Source organism: Leptotrichia rugosa (genome assembly GCF_041200005.1).
GTDB classification, from domain to species: Bacteria; Fusobacteriota; Fusobacteriia; order Fusobacteriales; family Leptotrichiaceae; genus Leptotrichia; species Leptotrichia rugosa.
Map to the genome: position 1 here is coordinate 736,846 of NZ_CP165644.1, position 20,871 is coordinate 757,716.

Sequence of the window (20,871 nt, forward strand, 5' to 3'; positions counted from 1 at the left end):
AGTGCGTTTTTTTATTAAAAAATCTATGATTTTTTGGGAAAAATATTGTTTACTTAAGTTACTATTTATGATAAAATAAATTAAATAACATAACGGAATTTATAGAAGAAAGGAGAAGAGCTACTTTCAAAATAGCTATTTTAATATAGAACTAATTATATAAATAAATGGGAATATAAATTAATAGAAATTTTTTTAAGTAGCAGGGAAAAAATGTTAGAGACTTTGATTTTTAGAGAAATAAGATATAATGACAATAACGAAGAGTTACTTAAAGAAAGTTTAGAAAAATTAAAATCGAATCCAAATGATGTCCGAACACTGCAAACATTGGCTTCGACATACCATGCTTTAAAAGAAAATGATAAAGCTATTGAAATATATAAAAAATTAGTAAAATTACAACCAAAAAATCACGAAATTTGGGCTTTTTTGGGCTATCTCTACTACGAAAATGAAGATTTTAGCAAAGCCTGTGAAAATTTGGAAAAGGCACTGGATTTGTGTCCAATAGAGCCTTTTGTTTTATTTTTACTGGGAAATATTTATTCGAGAAAAGGGGAAATAACAAAAGCTGTGGATTGCTATGAAATGGCAATTTTCTTTGATTTTGACATGTATATAGCACATATTGATTTTGCAAGAAAATATGAACATATGGGAAGGCATAAAAAGGCGCTTGATGAATATAAGGCAGCTTATGATATTGACTCGAGAGATGAGGGGTTGGCTGAGAAAATTGAATATTTGGAAAATAAATATAAAGAATATTTGAGTGATGAAAAAATTAGTTGAAAAAGGAAATTAAAAAATGATAAATTTACATTGTGATGCAATTATTCCCGACGGACCTATGAAAGAAGTTAGCGAAATTGAAAAAAGTATAACCACAACATATAAAAAAACTATTTGGTCAAAATTCTTAAAAGCTGTAGATGATTTTGAGTTGGTCAAAGATAGCGACAAAATTGCAATTGGAGTTTCAGGCGGAAAAGACAGTTTGCTTTTGGCAAAGTTATTTCATGAATTGAAAAAAGATAGAAGAAGAAATTTTGAATTTAAAGCTGTCAGTTTGAATCCAGGATTTAGAGAAGAAGATTTAAATAATTTTAAGAATAATTTAGAAAAATTAAATATTGACTGTGAAATTATAACGACAAATATCTGGGAAGTAGCCAATGAAAAGGCAAAGGATTATCCGTGCTTTTTATGTGCAAAAATGCGACGTGGAATACTTTACACAAAAGTTGAAGAAATGGGGTTTAATAAACTTACATTGGGGCACCATTTTGATGATGTTATCGAAACAACTCTAATAAATATGTTTTATGCGGGAACATTAAAGACGATGACTCCAAAAGTTTCGTCAACTTCGGGAAAATTAGAACTTATAAGACCATTAATTTATGTCAAGGAAAGTGATATAATTGACTATACAAAAACAAATGGAATTAGGGCAATGAATTGCGGCTGTACGATTGAAGCTGGAAAAACTTCGAGCAAGAGAAAAGAAATAAAAAATATGTTGGCAGAACTTGAAGAAAAAAATCCAGGAATAAAGCAAAGTGTTTTTAATTCAATGAAAAATATAAATTTGGATTATGTCTTTGGATATACTTTAAAAAATGGAAAATAATTTATTCAAAAAGTTTATATTTTTTTTTGTTATTTGATTGAAAAATAAAATTAAATATGTTATACTATTTTAGTTATAAAAAATAAATATTCCGCTTTTATTGTTGCTACCAGTTTTGATTTAAAATTTTTGTAAAATTGGTATAGATAGAAAGAATATTTAAAAAAGAAGGGAGTGAATTTCTTGAAAGAGAAATTAATTGAATTAGTAGAAAAAGATTATTTGAAAGCTGATGTACCTCAGTTTAAATCTGGAGATACAGTGGCAGTACACTACAAAGTAAAAGAAGGAAATAAAGAAAGAATACAGGTTTTTGAAGGTGTGGTAATCAGAGTAAGTGGAGGAAGCGTTGCTAAAAACTTCACAGTTAGAAAAATATCTTCTGGAATCGGTGTAGAAAGAATCATTCCTTTAAATTCACCATTAATCGAAAAAATCGAAGTTAAGAGAATTGGTAAAGTAAGAAGATCTAAATTATACTATTTAAGAAACTTATCAGGAAAAGCTGCTAGAATTAAAGAAATTAGAAAATAGCAAGCGGGCTAGCAAATTTTTGCTAGCTTTTTCTGTTTTTAGAGCTTATTAAAAAAAACAAAAAATAAAATAAAGTTAGAAAGAAAGGGGAAATTAGTGAATATAGTATTGTGGGTAGTATTTTATATTATTACTACATTGTGCTTGTTGTATTTCTTTTTTAGAGAGAAAAAAGTGATGAGCTTTTTAAGAAAAAAAGAAGACGACGTACTTAAAAATATTGATTTGGAAGAAAATAACAATCTTTTTTTGGGGAATATTTTGACAGTTATAAGTTTAGTTGTGACTGCCGTGTTTTTTTCAATTATTGACAAAACACCTGACAATATCATTAAAATAAAAGTTTTTGGAATTTATGGAGTTTTTATTTTAAATTTAATTTTTTATGTTTTGAGAGAACAACATGAATGGATTTTTTTAGGGAATTTGGTTATGCTATTTTTGGGAAAAGCGATGTTTAATATATTGGATGTGAAATATTATATTTATGTTGCGATAAATGTAGTGTTGTCGCTATTGCTTGTTTATTTTTTGAGAAAACCGTCAAAAGAAGAAATAACTGAGCAGTCAGTTTTGAAAGAAATCGCACAAAATAATAAAGAAATAGAAAAAATGCTGACTGAAGCGAAAATTAAAAATGAATCGACACAGGAAATTGTAAAAAAAATATTTAAAGATGAAAATATTACGCCAGAAGAGGTTGTATCAAAGGAAAAAAGAAAAAGAAGTTCACTTGGAAGAGCTTTTACAAGAATTACAAATTCAATTCTTGCAATCATTCTTGTGCTTTTGATTCAGATGTTTTATCTTGGAAACTATGTTATTCCAACAGGTTCGATGGAGCCAACAATCGCTGTAAAAGATAGAGTTTTTGCAAATATGATAAAATATAGATTTGAAGCACCTAAAGTTGGGCAGATTATTGCGTTTAAAGAGCCTGTAACTAACAAGATGATGTATACAAAAAGAATAGTTGGAGCGCCTGGAAATACGCTTCAAATCTCAAAAGGAAAAGTTGACTTAAAGACATTTATGATGGCAAATGTCGACAACCAGCCGATTTATCCTGACGCTTCGCAATTTACAGACAAAAAGTCATTTGAAGAAGCTGTAAAAAAATATTATGCAGACACAAAAGCATTTAATAGTTTAAAAGTGGCAAATGTCGGAGGTGAGATGCTTATAAATGGTGAAAAATCAAAAGTTTTAGCCGAAGTTAAACCTGAGAAAAATTATCTTCCTGAAGGACTTATGGGAAATAATAAAATTTATATTCCAAAAAAAGGTGACAAAGTTAAATTGGATAAAATTATAGCAATTTCAAAATCTGAATATATGACAATTTATAACGAGAGAAGCTTTGATATTGACTGGGAAAAATTCAGCTTTGGGGAAAATTATAAAACTATGAGCGGAAAAGAATTTTTGAAAGAGATAAAAACAACTGAAAACTTTAAAGATATAATCGGAAATGATGATTCAAACAGCACTGAAAATTATTATACTTTCCTGTTAAAGGTTGAAGGAAGACCTGAAATGGTTATGCCTATTATGGACTTTAAATATGATGACGCACTATTTACAAGACTGTTAAATGGCGAAACTATAACACTTGACAAAGATTATTACATGGCTATGGGAGATAATACGGCAAACAGTTTGGATACAAGATATTTTGGGTTGGTTGCAAAGAACCGTATAAAGGGTGAGCTGCTTCTTAGATGGTGGCCATTAAATAGAATAGGACTTATGTAAAATGAAAATATTGGAAAATTTGGTAAAGATTCATAACGAAAATTTTGAAAAAACAGTAAAAGCCGAATATTTTTCTGAGATGATATTAAGTAAGCAGTATGCTATATACTGCTTATTTGATTTTATAGATGAAAGTGAAGTGAAAATTTTTGAAATTTTTAAAGTTGAAAATTTAGTTTTTGAAAAAAAAATAAAAAAAATTTTGGGTTACATTATATTCTATGGTACAATAGAGAACACGGATATATTTGAAATTGCCATTTTGAAAAGCTGTCAAAATAAAGGATTTGGGAAAATACTTTTGGAAAATTCAATAAAAGAGTTGTTTTTCTCAAAAATAAAAAATGATTCTTCTGATGAAATAAATTTTTTTGGAGAAGATATTTTTTTGGAAGTTTACAAAAAAAATCTTTTTGCGATAAAATTATATGAGAAAATAGGTTTTGAAAAAATATCTGTGCGGAAAAATTATTATGGGCAAAATAAAAATGCAATAATAATGATGCTGAAAAAATTAAAATAAATAATTTTAATTTGAAATGAAAAAAGTAAGGGAGAAAAATGAGAAAAAATAATATCTTAATGAAACTAAAAGAAAAATTTACACCGACAATTTATTCAATTGGGAAAGAGTATTACATGAAAAGAATTGGAGGAATTACGGCGCTTTATGCAGATGGAAATCTGGTTACATTGGATGGAGAATTTCAGGAAAATAAACTTTATCATACATCTCTTACGCTAAATCAGAAAACTGCTGTGTTGGAAGAGGCGAGTTGCGATTGCATGTTTTTTCAAAATAATAAGCAGCATGGAGCTTGTAAGCATATTGTGGCGCTGAGTATCCTTGCAGATGAATCTAAGAAAATTAATAATATTGTCGGAACAGATGATTTTGAGGTACTTTTTGAAGATGACTTTGAAGAAGAAAATAAAAAAGAAGAAATTGTAAAAGTTAAAAAAGAAAAAAATGAAGATTTTGAAAAAGATGAAGAAAAAAATAATTTAAAAAGAAGTAAAATAAAACCTTCGGAGCAAAAAGAAGTTATTGATTTGAAAGACAAAAAAAATAATAAAAAAGTGGGAATTTTGTCAGAAAGTGAAGAAAATAAAAAAGTTAAGAAAGAAGAAAATCAAAGTAAAAATTTTGATGCAAAAAAAGTTGAAACTGAAAAAGAAAAAGATTTTGATGATTTAGAAAATTTGGAAAATGTTGAAAAAATAAGTCAAAAAATAGATGAAATCTATAATTTCCATCTTCAAAAAGAAAAAATTTTAAATGAGAATAAAAAAGAGTTACGATTAGAAGTGGAAATTGATGAAGGAAGCTATAGTGACTATAAATACGGCTACGACTATAATGAAGAGAACAATATTCCAGATTATATTTTGAGAATAAAAACTGGTTTTCAAAAAACTTATTATGTCAAAGATATTATAAAATTTGTACAAGCAATTGTTTTGGAAGAAGAATTTGAGATAACTTCTAAAATTAAATATGAGCCTGAAAAATGCTATTTTAGCGAAATAAATAAAAATATTATTTTGGCGATTTATGAATACAGCAAACAGATTCAAAGTGTTATTGAAAATGGAATAAAAGATAAAAAAGGATTAAAAGTTTACGATATGCTTTTAAATAAACTTCTTTTTGCAATGGAAAAAGGAAAAAACTTTTTACTTTTGGGAGAAAATAAACAAGTTATGTCTAGTTATGAGCCGATTTTTGTTTTTGAAAATAATAAAATTAAAATGCGAGAAATTGAAAAAATTAATGAGACAAGTCTATTCTATAACTTTGAAAATGATTCTTCCAAAATATTTAAAATGGCGGAAAATGAAGCTAAATTTTTAGCAAAATTTGATTTTATCGACGCTGAATTGATTAATCAGCTCCCAAAAAAGGAAAGTGAGAAATTAAAAAAGATATTTGCTTTTGAAGGCATAAATATTGCTGAATATATTGAAGAAGACGGGGAAATTGATGTTTTTGTGCTGGAAACCGAAGAAGATGAAATCGTAAAAATTAATATTTCAAACACGGTTTGTGCGAAAAAAAAAGATAATAAGTATTTTATTCCACAAAGAAATACAGAACTTTTTGAAAAATTGGAAGAAATTATTGGAAATTTTACAATTTCAAATCCGACTTTGGCAAAAAATACTTATATTTTAAATTATGAAGGATTGAGCAAACTTTCTGAAATAATTGATAAAAAATATTCTGACAAAGTGAAAATTCATTTAGAAAATAAAATAAAAAATGCTAGAAATATCAATGTTGGAATTGAAATAAAAAAAGCGAGCAACAACTTTTTGGATGTAAATTTTGAAATTGAGGGAATTAAGCCGCAAGATGTTGAAATTGTGACGGAAGCGATTAAAAAAGAGAAAAAATTTATAACGCTCTCAAGCGGAGAACTTGTTAAAATTGCAAATAAAAGTATGGAAGAGCTGCTTGGAATTGTTGATTCAATTGGAAATATAAAAGTGGGAAAAAATAAAATTTCCAAAGTAAAAGCGCTCCAATTGGCACAAATTTCTAAGAATATTAGAGAAGATTTGGGAAAATTGGATGAATTTAAGGAGCTTTTTCATAAAATAAAGAATCGAAAGGAAGTTGAGCCGAAAAATATAAAAGTAAGCTTGTTTCCGTATCAGAAATTGGGATTTAACTGGTTAAAAAATATGTATGATATTGGATTTGGAGGAATCTTAGCGGACGATATGGGACTTGGAAAGACGCTTCAGACAATTTCCTTATTAAATGAGGTCTATCAGGAATATAAAGATTTTCTGGGGCTTATAATTGTACCAAGTTCGCTTCTTTATAACTGGAAGGAAGAAATTATCAAATTTACTGGAATTACTCCAATTCTTGTGGAAGGTGCAGCAAGCAGCAGGAAAAAAATTATCGAAAGTCAAAAAAGTGGATTTTTGATAACGACATATCAAGCGCTTAGAAACGATATAGAAGAGTATAAAAATAGAATTTTTGACATTGTTGTGCTAGATGAAGCGCAAAATATCAAAACTACTACTTCACAGATTAAAAAAGCAGTTATGAAAATTAACAGCAGAGTAAATTTCGCACTTACAGGAACTCCTGTGGAAAATAATATTTTAGAGCTGTGGTCAATCTTTGACTTTGTCATTCCTGGATATTTGGATTCTTTGAGCAAATTTAAAAAAACTTATAAAGAAGCGATTGTAAATCCAAATTCTTCAAAAATAAATAATTTGCGTGAAATCATTGCGCCTTTTTTGCTTAGAAGAACAAAGAAAGAAGTTTTGACTGAACTTCCAGAAAAAATGGAATCAAATGTGTTTGTGACGCTTAGCAGTGAGCAAAAACAGCTTTATTTGTCGTATGTAAAACAGGCGAAAAAAGAAATGAAAAAATTTGATAAAAATGAAAATAACAGAATAAAAATTCTTGCAATTTTAACAAAACTTCGTCAAATTTGTAATTCTCCAGCTTTATTTAAACAAGATTATAGCGGAGAAGTCGCTAAAATTGAAGTTTTAAAAGATTTAATGCCAGATATTACTGAAAATGGACATAGACTTTTGATTTTTTCTCAGTTTGTTGGCACATTGAAAGAAATTGAAAAAGAGCTTTCAAATATGGGAATTGAATATTTTTACATCGACGGAAATGTGAAATCCAAAGAGAGAGTGGAAATTTGTAACAGATTTAATGATGGAGAAAGACAAGTTGTGCTGATTTCGTTAAAAGCTGGGGGAACAGGGCTTAATCTTGTGGGAGCTGATGTTGTTATTCACTATGACCCTTGGTGGAATATTGCGGTGGAAAATCAGGCGAGTGACAGGGCCTATAGAATTGGGCAGAAAAAAAGTGTGCAAGTTATAAAACTTGTGACAGAAGGGACAATTGAAGAAAAAATTATAAAAATTCAGGAGAAAAAACGGCAGTTAAGTGAAAATCTTTTGGAAAATAAAGATGGAGAAAAAGTGCTGTTTGAAATGAGCGACAAAGAACTTATGGAATTATTGGGATAAATATAGTATAATAAAAAAATGAAAAATAGAAAAAAATAGGAGGACAAAATGTCAGAAGAACTAAATAAAACATATTCACCAAATGAAATTGAAGATAAATGGTATAAAATATGGGAAGAAAATGGATATTTTAATGCTCAGCACAATGCTGAAAAACCAGGATATTCAATCGCTATCCCACCGCCAAATGTGACTGGAATTTTGCATATGGGACATATGTTAAACAATTCCATTCAAGATGCGATTATTAGATTTAAAAGAATGAGCGGATTTGATGCGCTTTGGATTCCGGGGATGGATCATGCTGGAATTGCGACTCAAAATAAAGTTGAGAGAATGTTAAAAGAAGAAGGAACTTCTAAAGAAGAAATCGGATACGATGAGTTTTTAAGAAGAACTTGGGAATGGAAAGAAAAACACGGAGGACTTATAACTAAGCAGCTTCGTAAATTGGGAGTTTCTCTGGATTGGTCAAGAGAGAGATTTACGATGGATGAAGGGCTTTCAGATGCCGTAAAAGAAGTATTTATAAAACTTTACAACGATGGGCTTATCTATCGGGGAGAATATATTGTAAACTGGTGTCCGTTTGATAAAACTGCACTTGCGGATGATGAAGTTGATCATACTGATGAAAATGGGAAAATTTGGGAAATTAAGTATAAAATAAAAGATAGCGACGACTATGTGATTATTGCGACAACCAGACCTGAAACAATGCTTGGAGATACGGGAGTTGCTGTCAATCCAAATGACGAAAGATATAAAGATTTGGTTGGGAAAAAGGTAATTTTGCCACTTATGAATAGAGAGATTCCTGTGGTTGCCGATGAGTATGTCGATATGGAATTTGGAACGGGAGTTGTAAAAATGACACCTTCTCACGATCCTAACGACTTTGAAGTGGCAAAAAGAACAGGACTTGAATTTATAAATATCTTTACCGAAGATGCGCATGTCAATTCAAATGGAGGAAAATATGAAGGACTTGACAGATATGAGGCAAGAGATGCTATTTTAGCTGATTTGGAAAAAGAAGGGCTTTTAGTTGGAGTAAAAGAGCATAATCACGCAGTTGGGCATTGCTATAGATGTAATTCAGTAATTGAGCCGAGAGTGTCGACACAGTGGTTTGTAAAAATGAAGCCACTTGCTAAAAGAGCTTTGGAAGTAGTAAAAAATGGACAGATTAAAATAACTCCGCAAAGATGGGAAAAAGTTTACTATAATTGGCTTGAAAATATAAGAGACTGGACAATTTCCCGTCAAATTTGGTGGGGACATAGAATTCCTGCTTATTATGCTCAAGATGGAACGGTTTTTGTAGCAAAAAACTTGGAAGACGCTAAAAAACAAGCAAAAGAAAAATTTGGAGTTGAAACTGAATTAACAGAAGAAAAAGATGTGCTTGACACTTGGTTTTCATCGGCATTGTGGCCTTTTTCAACACTTGGCTGGCCAAAGGAAACTGAAGATTTGAAAAAATTCTTTCCGACAGACGCACTTGTGACAGGAGCGGACATTTTATTTTTCTGGGTTGCAAGAATGGTTATGATGAGTCTTTACATAAAAGATGAAATTCCATTTAGCTATGTATATTTGCACGGAATTATAAGAGATGAGCTTGGCAGAAAAATGTCAAAATCTCTTGGAAATTCACCAGATCCATTGGATTTGATTGCAAAATATGGAGCGGATGCAATAAGATTCAGCTTTTTATATAATACTTCGCAAGGACAGGACATTCATTTCTCAGAAAAATTAATTGAAATGGGATCGACTTTTGCAAATAAAGTTTGGAACGCTTCAAGATTTGTGTTGTCAAATTTGGAAGATTTTGATTCAAATGCAAAAATTGATAGTTCAGAATTTAAGTTAGAAGATAGATGGATTTTATCAAAATTACAAAATACAGCTAGACAAGTTAATGAAAGTTTTGAAAAATATGAGCTTGACACGGCTGCAAAACTTGCTTACGAATTTTTCAGAGGAAATTTCTGCGATTGGTATGTTGAAATTGCGAAAACTCGTGTTTATGGACAGGAAGGAAGAGATAAGACAGTAGCACAATATGTTCTAAAAACTGTTCTTGACAAAGGTTTAAAAATGCTTCATCCATTTATGCCGTTTATCACGGAAGAAATTTGGCAAAAACTGGATTTAGGAGAAGAAACAATAATGTTATCGGACTTTCCTAAAGAAGAAAAAGAATTTGTTAATTTGGAAGCTGAAAAAGAATTTGACTTCTTAAAAGAAATTGTCAATGCAATTAGAAATATTAGGGGAGAAGCTAATGTAAGTCCAGCTAAGAAAATCGAAGTGATTTTCAAAACTGTAAATGATGCAGAAAAAAATATTTTGCAGCATAATGCTAAAATATTGGATAAATTGGCAAATGTCGAAAAATATGAGTTCAATACAGAAATTCCTAAATTAGTAGGCTTTAAATTAGTTGAAACTACTGAAATTTATGTGCCACTTAATGATTTAATTGACAAGGAAAAAGAAATTGATAAACTTACAAAAAATATAGAAAAAACAGAAAAAGAATTAAATAAAGTTTTAGGAAAATTATCAAATGAAAAATTCTTGTCTAAAGCGCCAAAAGAAGTTATTGACAAAGAAAAAGGGATTAAAGAAGAACTAGAAAACAAAATCGCTAAATTTAAAGAATCAATTAATTTGTATAAAAATTAATAAAAAAATTTAAATAAAAAAAGATTTTTTAGAAACCTGCGACTTTAGTCGTGGGAGGTTCAGAAAAAAGGAACTGATTCTCATTTAGAGACAGTTCCATTTTAGTATTAGTAAATTTAATTTTCTTTGTAAGTCAATGCTCTTGTTGCATTTAATATTGCAATTAATGCGACTCCGACATCGCCAAACACAGCTTCCCACATTGTGGCAAATCCTAATGCTCCCATTCCTAGAATGATGATTTTCACACCTAGTGCAAAAATTATGTTTTGCCAGACAATTTTTTTTGTCTTTTTGGCAATTTTTAGAGCGGTTACTATTTTTGACGGTTCATCGTTCATTATAATCATATCTGCGGCTTCGATTGCAGCGTCACTTCCCACACCGCCCATCGCCACTCCAATATCGGCTCTAGCGAGAACAGGGGCATCGTTTATTCCGTCACCTACAAACAAAACTTTTCCGTTAGCGCTTTTATTTTTCAAAAATTCTTCCATTTTCTCAACTTTTCCAAGCGGTAATAAATCAGTAAATACTTTTGAAATATTTAATTTACTAGCCACATTTTCCCCAATTTTTCTGTTATCACCTGTTAGCATTACAACATTTTTTATCCCTAAATTATTAAGTTCTTCAACTGTTTTTTTAGCGTCTTCTTTTATTTCGTCCGCAATTATTAAATTTCCCAAATATTCTCTATCTTTTGCGACATAGACAACTGTTCCGACAGCGTCTTTTTCAGCAGCTTCTATATTTTCTTTTTTTAATAATTTAAGATTTCCTGATAAAATTTCGTTATTTTCATATTTTACTTTTACTCCATGACCTGCGATTTCTTCAAATTCAAATTCTGAACTGTCAGTTTTTTCAAGTTTTTTATTGTTTTTTTCATATTCTAAAACAATTGATTGTGCAATTGGGTGATTTGAAAAACTTTCTGCAATAGCTGCGTATTTTAATAAATCGTCTTTTGTGTATTTGGAATTTTGAACATTTATTTCATAAACTTTAAATTTACCTTTTGTAAGCGTTCCAGTTTTGTCAAAAACAACAGTTTCCAAATTGTTTAATGCTTCTAAATAATTTGCTCCTTTTATTAAAATTCCATTTTTTGAAGCTCCACCGATTCCCCCGAAAAATCCTAGAGGGATTGAAACAACTAAGGCGCACGGACACGAAACTACTAAAAAGATAAGCGCTCTGTAAAGCCAAGTTGAAAACTGGGCATCTTTTGCAAATATCATTGGCAAAATTGCAATAAGTAAAGCGATTATTACAACTGCCGGTGTGTAAAATCTTGCAAATTTTGTGATAAAGTTTTCTGTTTTAGATTTTTTAGAACTTGCATTTTGTACCAAATCTAATATTTTTGAAATTGTGGAATTTTCAAATGACTTCGTAACTTCGATTTCTACAAGATTTGTGGTGTTTATAAATCCACTTAGAATTTCATCTCCAATCTCAAATGTTCTTGGAATGGCTTCTCCAGTCAAAGCGGATGTGTCAAAAGTTGAACTTCCATTTGTAATTTTTCCATCCAATGCGACTTTTTCTCCAGGTTTTATAACTATTATATCGCCTAATTTTACTTCTTTTGGCAAAACTTTTTTAATTTCTCCCTCAATTTTTAAGTTTGCATAATCAGGTCTAATATTCATAAGTGAGGTGATGGATTTTCTCGATTTTCCAACTGCCAAATCTTGGAACATTTCTCCAATTTGGTAAAATAACATAACTGACACAGCTTCAGGAAACTCTTTTATCGCAAAAGCTCCAACTGTCGCAATCGTCATCAAAAAGTTTTCGTCAAAAATCTGTCCTTTTTTTATATTTTTTACAGCTTTAAATAAAACATCGTATCCGACTGTAAAATAGCTTATTAAAAATAAAATTAATCTTGGAACAAATAAATTTTTTGGAACAAATATTGCAGCTGCTAGTATAATTGCACCTAAAATAAATCTATTTCTTATACTTTTAAAATTTTCTTCCGTTTCTTCTATTTCCTCATCTTCTTCAATTGCAGAATTTGGCATTAAAACAGTCACACCTTCTTCAACTCTGTCAACTTCTTTTTGAACAAGTTTTGTGATGTCTTCACTAGAAAATTTTTTGTTAGGATTAATCACAATTTTTTTTCCTAAAACATCAACAGTAGCTGCTTTTATTTCATCCAAAGCATTTAGATTATGCTCGATTTTTGCGGCACAGTGGGGACATTCAAGGCCTTTTATTCCCAATGTGCATTCGTTATTTTTTTCCATTTTTTCACCTCTATTATTTAATATATGAACAACTATTCATTTGTTATGATACAATATTTTTTTTATTTTGTCAATAGTTTTATCAAATATTTTGTGAAACAAAGTTTTTTTTTGATATGGAAAAAATTGTGGTATAATTTTAGTAAAAAGTTTTGGTTGAAAGGGGAAAAGGAAAAGAAAGATGGAAATAAATTATTTAGGACTGGGAGCGGATTTAAAACAAAATTTGTTTTGTGAATTTGAAAAAAATGAAAGGGTTTTGTATGTTTTTGAAAATGCTTCGACTTTTTATGAAATAAAAAAAGAACTTTTACAAGATGTGGAATTTAATGAAAAAATTGGGATTTTTCATAATTTTAAACTTATGAATAGTTATGATTTTAATGAAAATCTTTTTTTTACAGATAAAATTTTGATAAAAGAAGAAAAGCAAGTTATATTTTTTTATAATGCGATAAAAAATAAAATTGGAAAAAAACTGAAAGTTAAAAATTATTATGACATAATTGATGTGGCTTATAATTATTATAATTTGTTTGCGGAATTGCAGGAATATAAAATTGATGCACAAAAAATTGAAGTGGAAAATTGGCAGCGGGAAATTTTTGAAAATTTGAAGGAAATTGATAGAAGCATTAAATTGCAAGTTGAGAAAAAAAATTTAATTTTGCCTTATATGATTAGAACAATTGAAAATATTTCAAAAGGTTTTTTAAAAAAAAATAAAAAAATTTATTTTGTGAATAAAGTTAATTTTACTCCATTTGAAAAAGAAATAATTATTTATTTGGAAGAAAATGGAGTAGAAATAAAAAATATTTTGCAGCTTTCAAAAAAAGATTTTGACGAGAAGGAATTAAAAATAAAAAATAGCTTTTCAATTTTGCCAAAAGAAAAATTTTTGGAAAAAAATATAGATATTAAAATTTTTGAATACAGCTCAAAATTTAATCAGCTGTTAGGCTTGGTAAAAAAATTGTCGGATGAAAAAGAGCAATGTCAAATTTACGATGTTCAGGATATAAATAGTGAAACTAAAAGAGATTATCAGCTGTTAAACCAAAAGAAAATAATTTACAATTTGGAAGAAACTTTGCAGGAAACTAAGATTTATAAAGTTTTGGATGTGCTTTGCAACATTTTGAATGAAGTGAGAATTAAAAAAAGAGAAAATGGGATTGAATATATTTTTAAAGTGAAAGAATTATATAACGGGTTTAAGTTAAAAGAATTTTTAGAAACATTTAAAATCGAAAATATTTACTGGCTTTTTCAAAAATTTGTCAGAGAAGATTATAAATATTTATCGATTGAAATGTTGAAAAAATATTTGGAAAACGAAAGTAAAAATTTTAAAATTAAAGAGAAAATTTATTTTAATCTTGAAAAAAATATAAAAAATTTGAAGAAAATTTTGATTTTGATTTTAAAAATTGTGAAAATAAAAAAGATAAAAAAGAAGAAGATAAAAAAATAAAGAAATTAAAGAAAATAAAAAAATAAGAAAATTGAAAAAGTTGAAAAGATTGAAAAATTAAAAAAAGAGAAAAATAAATTTTTTGAACTGAAAAAAAATATAAATAAATTTATAAAATTTTTAGAAGAATTAGAAAAAATTTTTGAAATAAAAAATTTGCAGGACTATTCAAAATTTTTGGAAGAAGTATTTGACAGACAAAAAAATAGCGGGAAAAAAATTAGGGACAAATATTTTGAAGCTCTCTCAGAAATTGCAGTTTTGGAAGAATTTGAGTTTGACAATCTTTGGGACAAATTTTTTGATAAAGAAAATATTTCGGCGGGACTTTTAAAGATGTTTTTAAAGTATTTGGACAAGAAATCAATTAGCTTGGACTTGGAAGAAATTGCGGGACAAGAGAATGACAATCAATATAAAATTAACGAATTTAAAACTTTGCCTGAAACGAATAAAAAAAACATTGTGTTTTTAAATTTTCAGGATACTTTTCCAAAAGGCAAGGTCAACAATTATTTATTTTCGCAAATTCAGAGAAAGAAAATGGGACTGCCAGTTCCAGAAGATACGAAAGCAATAGAAATTTTTAGATTTTTGAACGCAATTTTTGGTGCAAAAAAAGTTTGTCTTTCATATATAAAAAATTTGGACGAAAATGTTGATTGCTCTGGGATTTTGGAAGAAATTAAATTAAAATATGATTTAGAGATAAATAACAAAAATAAAAAAATTTCTGAAGAAGAAGAGATGGAATTTATAAAAAATTATTTTATAAAAGATTACAAAGAGAAAAAAATCGGGAAATTTATTCAATCAAGACTTTTAAAAGATGTGGAAGAGTTAAAAAATGAAAAAATAACTTTGGGTTATTACGATTATAAAAATTTAAAAGAATCAGAATATGCCTATTATATTGATAAAAAATTGGGAAAAGTGGAAAGAGAAAAAATTGAAGAAGTTATTGATGCGAGATTTTTTGGAACGATAATTCATTCGATTTATGAAAATATTGTGAAAAAAAATAAAAAAATGTTGGAAAAAGGAAATTTTGACATAAGTGAGGAAGAAATTGCAAGTGAATTTGAGGCTGGAATACAGTCTTACAAATATAAAATTCCGCAGGAATATTTGGAATTTTATAAAAATATTTCGTTTGAAGATTTAAAAATTGGAATAAAAAAATATTTTGTTGATTTATCAAATAAAATTAGTGATAAAAGTGTAATAAAAGTTAGCTCAGAAGAAAGAATCAAAGAAAAGTTTGAAAAAGAGATTGACAGCGAAAAATTTGGAAATGCAGCTTTCAGTATTTCAATTGACTTGCATATAAAAGATGAAAAAAAAGATAAAAAAGAAGAAATTTTGGTTGATTACAAAACTGGAAATTTGACGCAAAAAAGAATTGACGACGCATTTACGCAACTTGACTTTTATTCGATTGTTTTGGGAGAAAATGAATATAAAAAATATGTTGTGGATGTCTGGGATGGGAAAATTATTTCCGACGGTCGAAAAGATAATAAAAAACTTACGAAAGATGAAGTGATGGAAGTTTTGAAAAAATATTTTGAAGTGGAAAGTGATAAAAAAGTAAGTTTTTACAGATTGGGAGAAAAAAATAGCACTTTAGAAAGTTCAAATCAGAAAAAATACGAATTGATTTTGCGATGGGAGGACGAAAATGAAAAATCAGGAAAGTAATAAAATAATATTAAAAGCGAGTGCAGGAACAGGAAAGACTTATAGACTGTCGCTAGAATATATTTATAATTTATTAAAAAATATCGACTTTAAAAATATTGTTGTCGTAACTTTTACAAAAAAGGCAACTGCGGAAATAAAAGAGCGGATTTTTGATTTTTTGTATCAAGTCGCTTTTGAAAAAAGTAAAGGAATTGAGTTAAAAAAAAATCTGAAAGAAATTTATAATTTGAGTGAAGATGATTTTGATAAGGAAAAATTGCAGAATATTTATTTTGAAATGTTGAAAAATAAAGAAGATATTAGAATTTACACAATTGACAGTTTTACAAACAGAATTTTTAAACAGGCGATTGCTCCTTATTTTGAAATTTCGAGTTTTGAAACTCTTGACAGTGAGAGCAGTGATTTTTATGAAAAAATATTTAAGAAAATTATGGACAATGAAAATTATTATAAAAAATTTGAGTTTTTGATTGAAGAAGTTGGAGAAAAAAAAGAAATTAAAAATTACGTAAAAATCATTGAAGAGCTTGTAGAATTTCAAAAAAAATATGTTATTGCAAAAAATTTTGAGTTAAAAGAAGAAAAAAAAGATAACCAAAAAAAAGTTTTAGAAGTATTTGATTTTTTGACACCACTTCAAGAAATTTATTCTGAAGTAAAAATATTTTCTGAAGAAAAAGGGAAAAATATTTCTGAATGTTTTAATGACAAACTTTTTGAAATTTTTGATCAAATAAAAAAACAAAGTGAAAATTCTTCTGAAAAAAAAATAGAAATTGTGGTTAAAAATTTGGAAAAAATTTTAGATTCTAAAATAAAAAATTATTATAACGGAAAGTTTATTCGGAAAAAAGAATTAACAGAAATTTTGCAAGAACTTCAAAAAAACTTTTTAGATAAATTTTCAAAATATATTTTAAAAAATAAAGTTTATCCATTTCACAATAAATTAAAAGAATTTTGTGAATTTTTGTATGATTTGGTCCGAAGAGAAAAAATTTCTTCTAAAAAATTTACACACGACGATATTTCGATTTATACTTACGAATTTATTTTTGACAAAAATTTAAAATTTATCGAAAATAATAAATTTACTCAAGATTTTTTTGAAATAATTGGTGGAAATATTGATACAATTATGGTCGATGAATTTCAGGACACGAGCATTTTGCAGTGGAAAATTTTAAAGCTCATAATGGACTGCGCTAAAAATATAATTTGCGTGGGAGATGAAAAGCAAAGTATTTACGGTTGGCGTGACGGAGAAAAAGAGCTTTTTGAGAATCTTGACGAAATAGTTGACGGCTCGAAAGTGGAAACTTTGAAAAAATCGTACAGAAGTTATAAAGCGGTTATTGAAAATGTAAACAAAATTTATTGCGATTATGATGAGAAAAGTAATTGGAATTATGAGAAAGTTGATTATAAAGCTGAAGATGCTGAATATCAAAAAGGTTATTTTGAGTTTAAGATAAATGAACTAGAAAGCAAAAAATCTCCAACTGAAAAGAGAATTTTTAAAAATATTATTCAAATGATAGAAAATAAAGAGATTAAAAATCTTGGAAAAAGTTGTATAATCGCTGGAAAAAATAAATATTTATCTGAAATCGCAAGTGAATTAAATGCTTATAATATTCCGTATACTTTGAAGAGCAACAAGTCGATTTTAGAGCACAGCGCAGTCAATCCAATTTACAGACTTATAAAATATTTTTTATACAATAACTTTCAATATTTGTTAGAATTTCTTCGTTCAGATTTAATTGGATGTCTAAATAGCCATGTGAAATATATTTTGGAAAATAAAAATATTATTGAAATTTTTATGAAAAATTCAAAAGAAGAAGATTTTGATTTGTTTTTAGAAAATTTTGATTTTAATTTTGATTTTGAGAAAAATAAAAATGAAAATAATGAAAATAATGAAAATACTAAAAATATAAATATTGAAAGAATAGAAAAAAGAGAAAGAGAAAAAGAAAAAAAGAAGAAATAAAAGATGAAAAAATAGAAAAAAATATGAAGATAAAGAAGAAATAGAAGATAAAGAAAAAGATAAAGAAATAAAAATAAAAAAAGAAGAATTATTGAAATATAAAAAAATAAATTTAATTGAAAGAAATGGCTTTTTATTTTCAGATGTTTTGAGTAAAATAAAAAAATTAAAAAAATTGTCTGAAAACTTAAATTCAAAAACAAAAAAAGAAAATTTTTCGCTAGAAGTTATAAAAGATCTTGAGATAACAAATTTTTATTCAACAAATAGCGACATAAAAAACATTTTTGAATTTTTCAATATTTTAAAAAGTCACACAGATTTATTTGACTTTATAAATTATATCGAAGAAAAAAAAGAAGACATAAAGCAATTTGGAAGCGAGGACAAAAACGCTATAAATCTTATGACGGTGCATAAATCAAAAGGACTGGAATTTGATACGGTTTTTTATTATAAATGTAAAAGAATGAGCAAAAGTTCCCGAAATGAAACATCAAAAATAAAGACATTTATACAATTTGACAGAAATTTTGAAAAAGTTACGGAATTTTTGGTGACTTTGAAAAAATATGAAAAATTGATTTTAAGAGATGAGAAATATAAAAAAATTAGAGAATTGGAAGAAGAAAAAGAAAAAATCGAAGAAATTAACAGAGATTATGTGGCGCTCACAAGAGCCAAGAAAAATTTGATTTTACTGTTTGACATAAAAAAATCAAGTGAGAAGTATTGTGATGAATTAACAGAAAAATTAATTGAAAAATATAAAGATTGTTTATATTTAAATGAAAGCGAGAATTGTTCAAATGGAGAGATTTATGAAGAAATTAAAGAAATCAAAAAAATAAAAAATATGAAAGAAACAACAATATTAGATCTAAAAAAATTCTCCCATATTTTTCGGATAATATTGCAAAAAATGACAGAAACTCAAGTAAGATTAATTTAGAAAAAGAATTCAAAAGAAAAAAAGGACTTGCAATGCACTATTATTTTGAGCATATTTTAACAGATGTGGAAAATGAAAAAAAAGTTGCAACTTCAGCCATTTTTAGCCGCTATGGGAATATGATTGGGAAAAATAATATTTTTGAGATGATTGAACGAATGAATAATTTTATTCAAAGAAATCTCGAAATTTATAATCCAAAATATAAAGTTTATAATGAATTTGAAATTTACGACGATGAAAAGATGGAAAAAAGAATAATTGACAGAATCAATATCGACGAAAAAATAAAAAAATCTACATTTTTGACTACAAAACAGGTTATGAACCTGAAAAAAATGAAAAATATAAAGAGCAAATAGAAAATTATAAAAGAATCTTATCAAAAAAAGTTGGAAAAAGTTATGAAATTATAACGCAAATATTGGAAGTTTAATAAAAATAAAAAAATGATGTTGACAAAGATAAAAAACTGTGTTATAATTTTTTCGCTAGTTTATTCTGGTAATACCAATATTTTATTGGGAGGGATAGAAGAAGATGAGAGTACAAGTAATTTTAGAATGCACTGAAACTAAGTTGAGACACTATGTTACAACTAAAAATAAAAAAACTCATCCAGAAAGATTGGAAATGAGAAAATATAATCCAGTGCTAAAAAGACATTCTCTTTACAGAGAAGTAAAATAATCTCATATAAAAAGATAGGTCAGTAGTTCAATTGGTAGAGCGTCGGTCTCCAAAACCGAAAGTTGCGGGTTCGATTCCTGCCTGGCCTGCCATTTTAAAATATGAGTATTTTTTTAGAAAAATAAAATAGAAGTTTAAGATATGTCTTAAATAATTCTAGGAGAATATTTATGGGTAAATTTAATTTAGGAGAAAGTCTAAAAAATTTGCGTGAAGAATATAAAAAAATATATTGTATAATAAGAAAGAAGTTTATCATGTAACTGTAATTGTAATTTTAATAACAATTTTCATAGCACTTTATACACTTCTTTTTGATACAGCATTCAGTTTTGTATTGACCAATGTGAGCAACATTATAAAAAATTTTATAGGAGGCGCGTAAGTTGACTGAAAAAAATGAAAATGAAATTGTATACGAAAAAAAATGGTATATAATTCATACTTATTCTGGTTACGAAAAAAAAGTAGCAACAGATTTGGAAAAAAGAATCGAATCATTGGATTTGACAGATAGAGTTTTTAGAATTTTAGTACCTGAAGAAGAAGTCTTGGAAGAAAAACGAGGAAAAATGGTAAAGGTTTCAAGAAAATTGTTTCCAAGTTACGTACTGATTGAAATGTTATCTGTAAAAGAAGAAAATGAATTAGGATTAGGTTATCGTGTTGACAGTGATGCTTGGTATGTTATAAGAAATACTAACGGAGTTACTGGGTTTGTCGGGGTTGGAAGTGATCCAATACCGCTATCTGACGAAGAAGCACAAGAGTTACTTGCTAAAGTTGGAATTAATATAAATGGTGATACAGTTGAAAAAGAACCTAGATATAACATTGATTTCAAAGTTGGAGAAAAAGTAATTATTAAAAAAGATTCATTCTTGGATCAAGAAGGAGAAATTTCAGCTATTGACGATGTAAATGGAAAAGTAACTGTCATGCTAGAAGTATTTGGGAGACAAACGCCAGTAGAACTTGAATACACAGAAATTGCAAAATTAGACTATTAATAAAAGTCAAAAAATATTAACTACATTACTAAAATAGTATTAAAAGTATTATTTAAGAATAACTATTAGCAAAATTTATGAAAAAGTGGGAGATTTAAAAAAATTCACTGACCACAGAGGAGGAAAA

At 27.8% G+C, this 20,871-nt stretch carries 16 protein-coding genes and 1 tRNA gene; 16 read left to right on the top strand and 1 reads right to left on the bottom strand.

What is annotated here, in order from left to right:
- Positions 1-213 precede the first annotated feature (213 nt).
- From AB8B22_RS03700 to AB8B22_RS03730, 7 genes are all read left to right on the top strand, one after another.
- Positions 214-795 (top strand): tetratricopeptide repeat protein, encoded by a 582-nt coding sequence (locus AB8B22_RS03700; RefSeq protein WP_094080708.1) that lies wholly within the window; start codon positions 214-216, stop codon positions 793-795.
- Positions 796-811: 16 nt separating this feature from the next.
- On the top strand, positions 812-1,636 hold the full coding sequence (locus AB8B22_RS03705; protein WP_369711707.1) for a tRNA lysidine(34) synthetase: 825 nt from the start codon (positions 812-814) through the stop codon (positions 1,634-1,636).
- A 183-nt stretch (positions 1,637-1,819) separates the two neighbouring features.
- The gene (rplS, locus tag AB8B22_RS03710) at positions 1,820-2,170 is read left to right on the top strand and encodes a 50S ribosomal protein L19 (RefSeq protein ID WP_094080706.1); all 351 of its coding nucleotides are present in this window, start codon (positions 1,820-1,822) and stop codon (positions 2,168-2,170) included.
- 177 nt (positions 2,171-2,347) lie between these two features.
- Positions 2,348-3,925, top strand: a complete 1,578-nt coding sequence (gene lepB, locus AB8B22_RS03715; protein ID WP_369711708.1) for a signal peptidase I — start codon at positions 2,348-2,350, stop codon at positions 3,923-3,925.
- 1 nt (position 3,926) lies between these two features.
- On the top strand, positions 3,927-4,448 hold the full coding sequence (locus AB8B22_RS03720) for a GNAT family N-acetyltransferase (RefSeq protein ID WP_369711709.1): 522 nt from the start codon (positions 3,927-3,929) through the stop codon (positions 4,446-4,448).
- 38 nt (positions 4,449-4,486) lie between these two features.
- A complete protein-coding gene (locus AB8B22_RS03725; protein ID WP_369711710.1) occupies positions 4,487-7,948 on the top strand; it encodes an SNF2-related protein in 3,462 nt (1,153 codons plus the stop codon).
- A gap of 48 nt (positions 7,949-7,996) precedes the next feature.
- Positions 7,997-10,645: a valine--tRNA ligase gene (locus AB8B22_RS03730; protein ID WP_369711711.1), complete on the top strand. Its 2,649-nt coding sequence runs from the start codon at positions 7,997-7,999 to the stop codon at positions 10,643-10,645.
- 116 nt (positions 10,646-10,761) lie between these two features.
- On the opposite strand, the gene AB8B22_RS03735 is transcribed toward AB8B22_RS03730, so the two are convergent.
- Complete coding sequence (locus tag AB8B22_RS03735; RefSeq protein ID WP_369711712.1) at positions 10,762-12,909, bottom strand: heavy metal translocating P-type ATPase; 2,148 nt, start codon at positions 12,907-12,909, stop codon at positions 10,762-10,764.
- A gap of 181 nt (positions 12,910-13,090) precedes the next feature.
- On the opposite strand from AB8B22_RS03735, the gene AB8B22_RS03740 reads away from it, so the two are divergent.
- The 9 genes from AB8B22_RS03740 (at position 13,091) to nusG (ending at position 20,744) form a co-directional block, all read left to right on the top strand.
- Complete coding sequence (locus AB8B22_RS03740) at positions 13,091-14,386, top strand: hypothetical protein (RefSeq protein WP_369711713.1); 1,296 nt, start codon at positions 13,091-13,093, stop codon at positions 14,384-14,386.
- Positions 14,387-14,563: 177 nt separating this feature from the next.
- Positions 14,564-16,087 (top strand): PD-(D/E)XK nuclease family protein, encoded by a 1,524-nt coding sequence (locus AB8B22_RS03745; RefSeq protein ID WP_369711714.1) that lies wholly within the window; start codon positions 14,564-14,566, stop codon positions 16,085-16,087.
- Entirely contained in the window at positions 16,068-18,092 is a 2,025-nt protein-coding gene (locus AB8B22_RS03750; protein WP_369711715.1) for a UvrD-helicase domain-containing protein, read from the top strand. Before AB8B22_RS03745 ends, AB8B22_RS03750 begins: the two co-directional genes overlap by 20 nt.
- Positions 18,093-18,183: 91 nt before the next feature.
- Positions 18,184-19,044, top strand: a complete 861-nt coding sequence (locus AB8B22_RS03755) for a 3'-5' exonuclease (protein ID WP_369711716.1) — start codon at positions 18,184-18,186, stop codon at positions 19,042-19,044.
- A 32-nt stretch (positions 19,045-19,076) separates the two neighbouring features.
- Complete coding sequence (locus tag AB8B22_RS03760; protein ID WP_369711717.1) at positions 19,077-19,406, top strand: hypothetical protein; 330 nt, start codon at positions 19,077-19,079, stop codon at positions 19,404-19,406.
- Positions 19,407-19,584: 178 nt separating this feature from the next.
- The gene (gene rpmG / locus AB8B22_RS03765; RefSeq protein ID WP_006807173.1) at positions 19,585-19,734 is read left to right on the top strand and encodes a 50S ribosomal protein L33; all 150 of its coding nucleotides are present in this window, start codon (positions 19,585-19,587) and stop codon (positions 19,732-19,734) included.
- Between the two features lie 16 nt (positions 19,735-19,750).
- Positions 19,751-19,826: transfer RNA gene (locus AB8B22_RS03770), tRNA-Trp, on the top strand.
- A 140-nt stretch (positions 19,827-19,966) separates the two neighbouring features.
- The gene (locus tag AB8B22_RS03775) at positions 19,967-20,119 is read left to right on the top strand and encodes a preprotein translocase subunit SecE (protein WP_369711718.1); all 153 of its coding nucleotides are present in this window, start codon (positions 19,967-19,969) and stop codon (positions 20,117-20,119) included.
- A gap of 1 nt (position 20,120) precedes the next feature.
- Positions 20,121-20,744, top strand: a complete 624-nt coding sequence (gene nusG, locus AB8B22_RS03780; protein WP_094080699.1) for a transcription termination/antitermination protein NusG — start codon at positions 20,121-20,123, stop codon at positions 20,742-20,744.
- Positions 20,745-20,871: the final 127 nt, after the last annotated feature.

Excerpts from the sequence above, each read along its gene's own strand:
- lepB (WP_369711708.1), top strand. The coding sequence starts at position 2,348 with ATGAGCTTTTTAAGAAAAAAAGAAGACGACGTACTTAAAAATATTGAT.
- AB8B22_RS03750 (WP_369711715.1), top strand. The coding sequence starts at position 16,068 with ATGAAAAATCAGGAAAGTAATAAAATAATATTAAAAGCGAGTGCAGGA.
- rpmG (WP_006807173.1), top strand. The coding sequence starts at position 19,585 with ATGAGAGTACAAGTAATTTTAGAATGCACTGAAACTAAGTTGAGACAC.
- AB8B22_RS03720 (WP_369711709.1), top strand. The coding sequence starts at position 3,927 with ATGAAAATATTGGAAAATTTGGTAAAGATTCATAACGAAAATTTTGAA.
- AB8B22_RS03705 (WP_369711707.1), top strand. The coding sequence starts at position 812 with ATGATAAATTTACATTGTGATGCAATTATTCCCGACGGACCTATGAAA.
- AB8B22_RS03760 (WP_369711717.1), top strand. The coding sequence starts at position 19,077 with ATGCACTATTATTTTGAGCATATTTTAACAGATGTGGAAAATGAAAAA.
- AB8B22_RS03725 (WP_369711710.1), top strand. The coding sequence starts at position 4,487 with ATGAGAAAAAATAATATCTTAATGAAACTAAAAGAAAAATTTACACCG.
- AB8B22_RS03730 (WP_369711711.1), top strand. The coding sequence starts at position 7,997 with ATGTCAGAAGAACTAAATAAAACATATTCACCAAATGAAATTGAAGAT.
- AB8B22_RS03700 (WP_094080708.1), top strand. The coding sequence starts at position 214 with ATGTTAGAGACTTTGATTTTTAGAGAAATAAGATATAATGACAATAAC.
- AB8B22_RS03740 (WP_369711713.1), top strand. The coding sequence starts at position 13,091 with ATGGAAATAAATTATTTAGGACTGGGAGCGGATTTAAAACAAAATTTG.
- AB8B22_RS03735 (WP_369711712.1), bottom strand. The coding sequence starts at position 12,909 with ATGGAAAAAAATAACGAATGCACATTGGGAATAAAAGGCCTTGAATGT.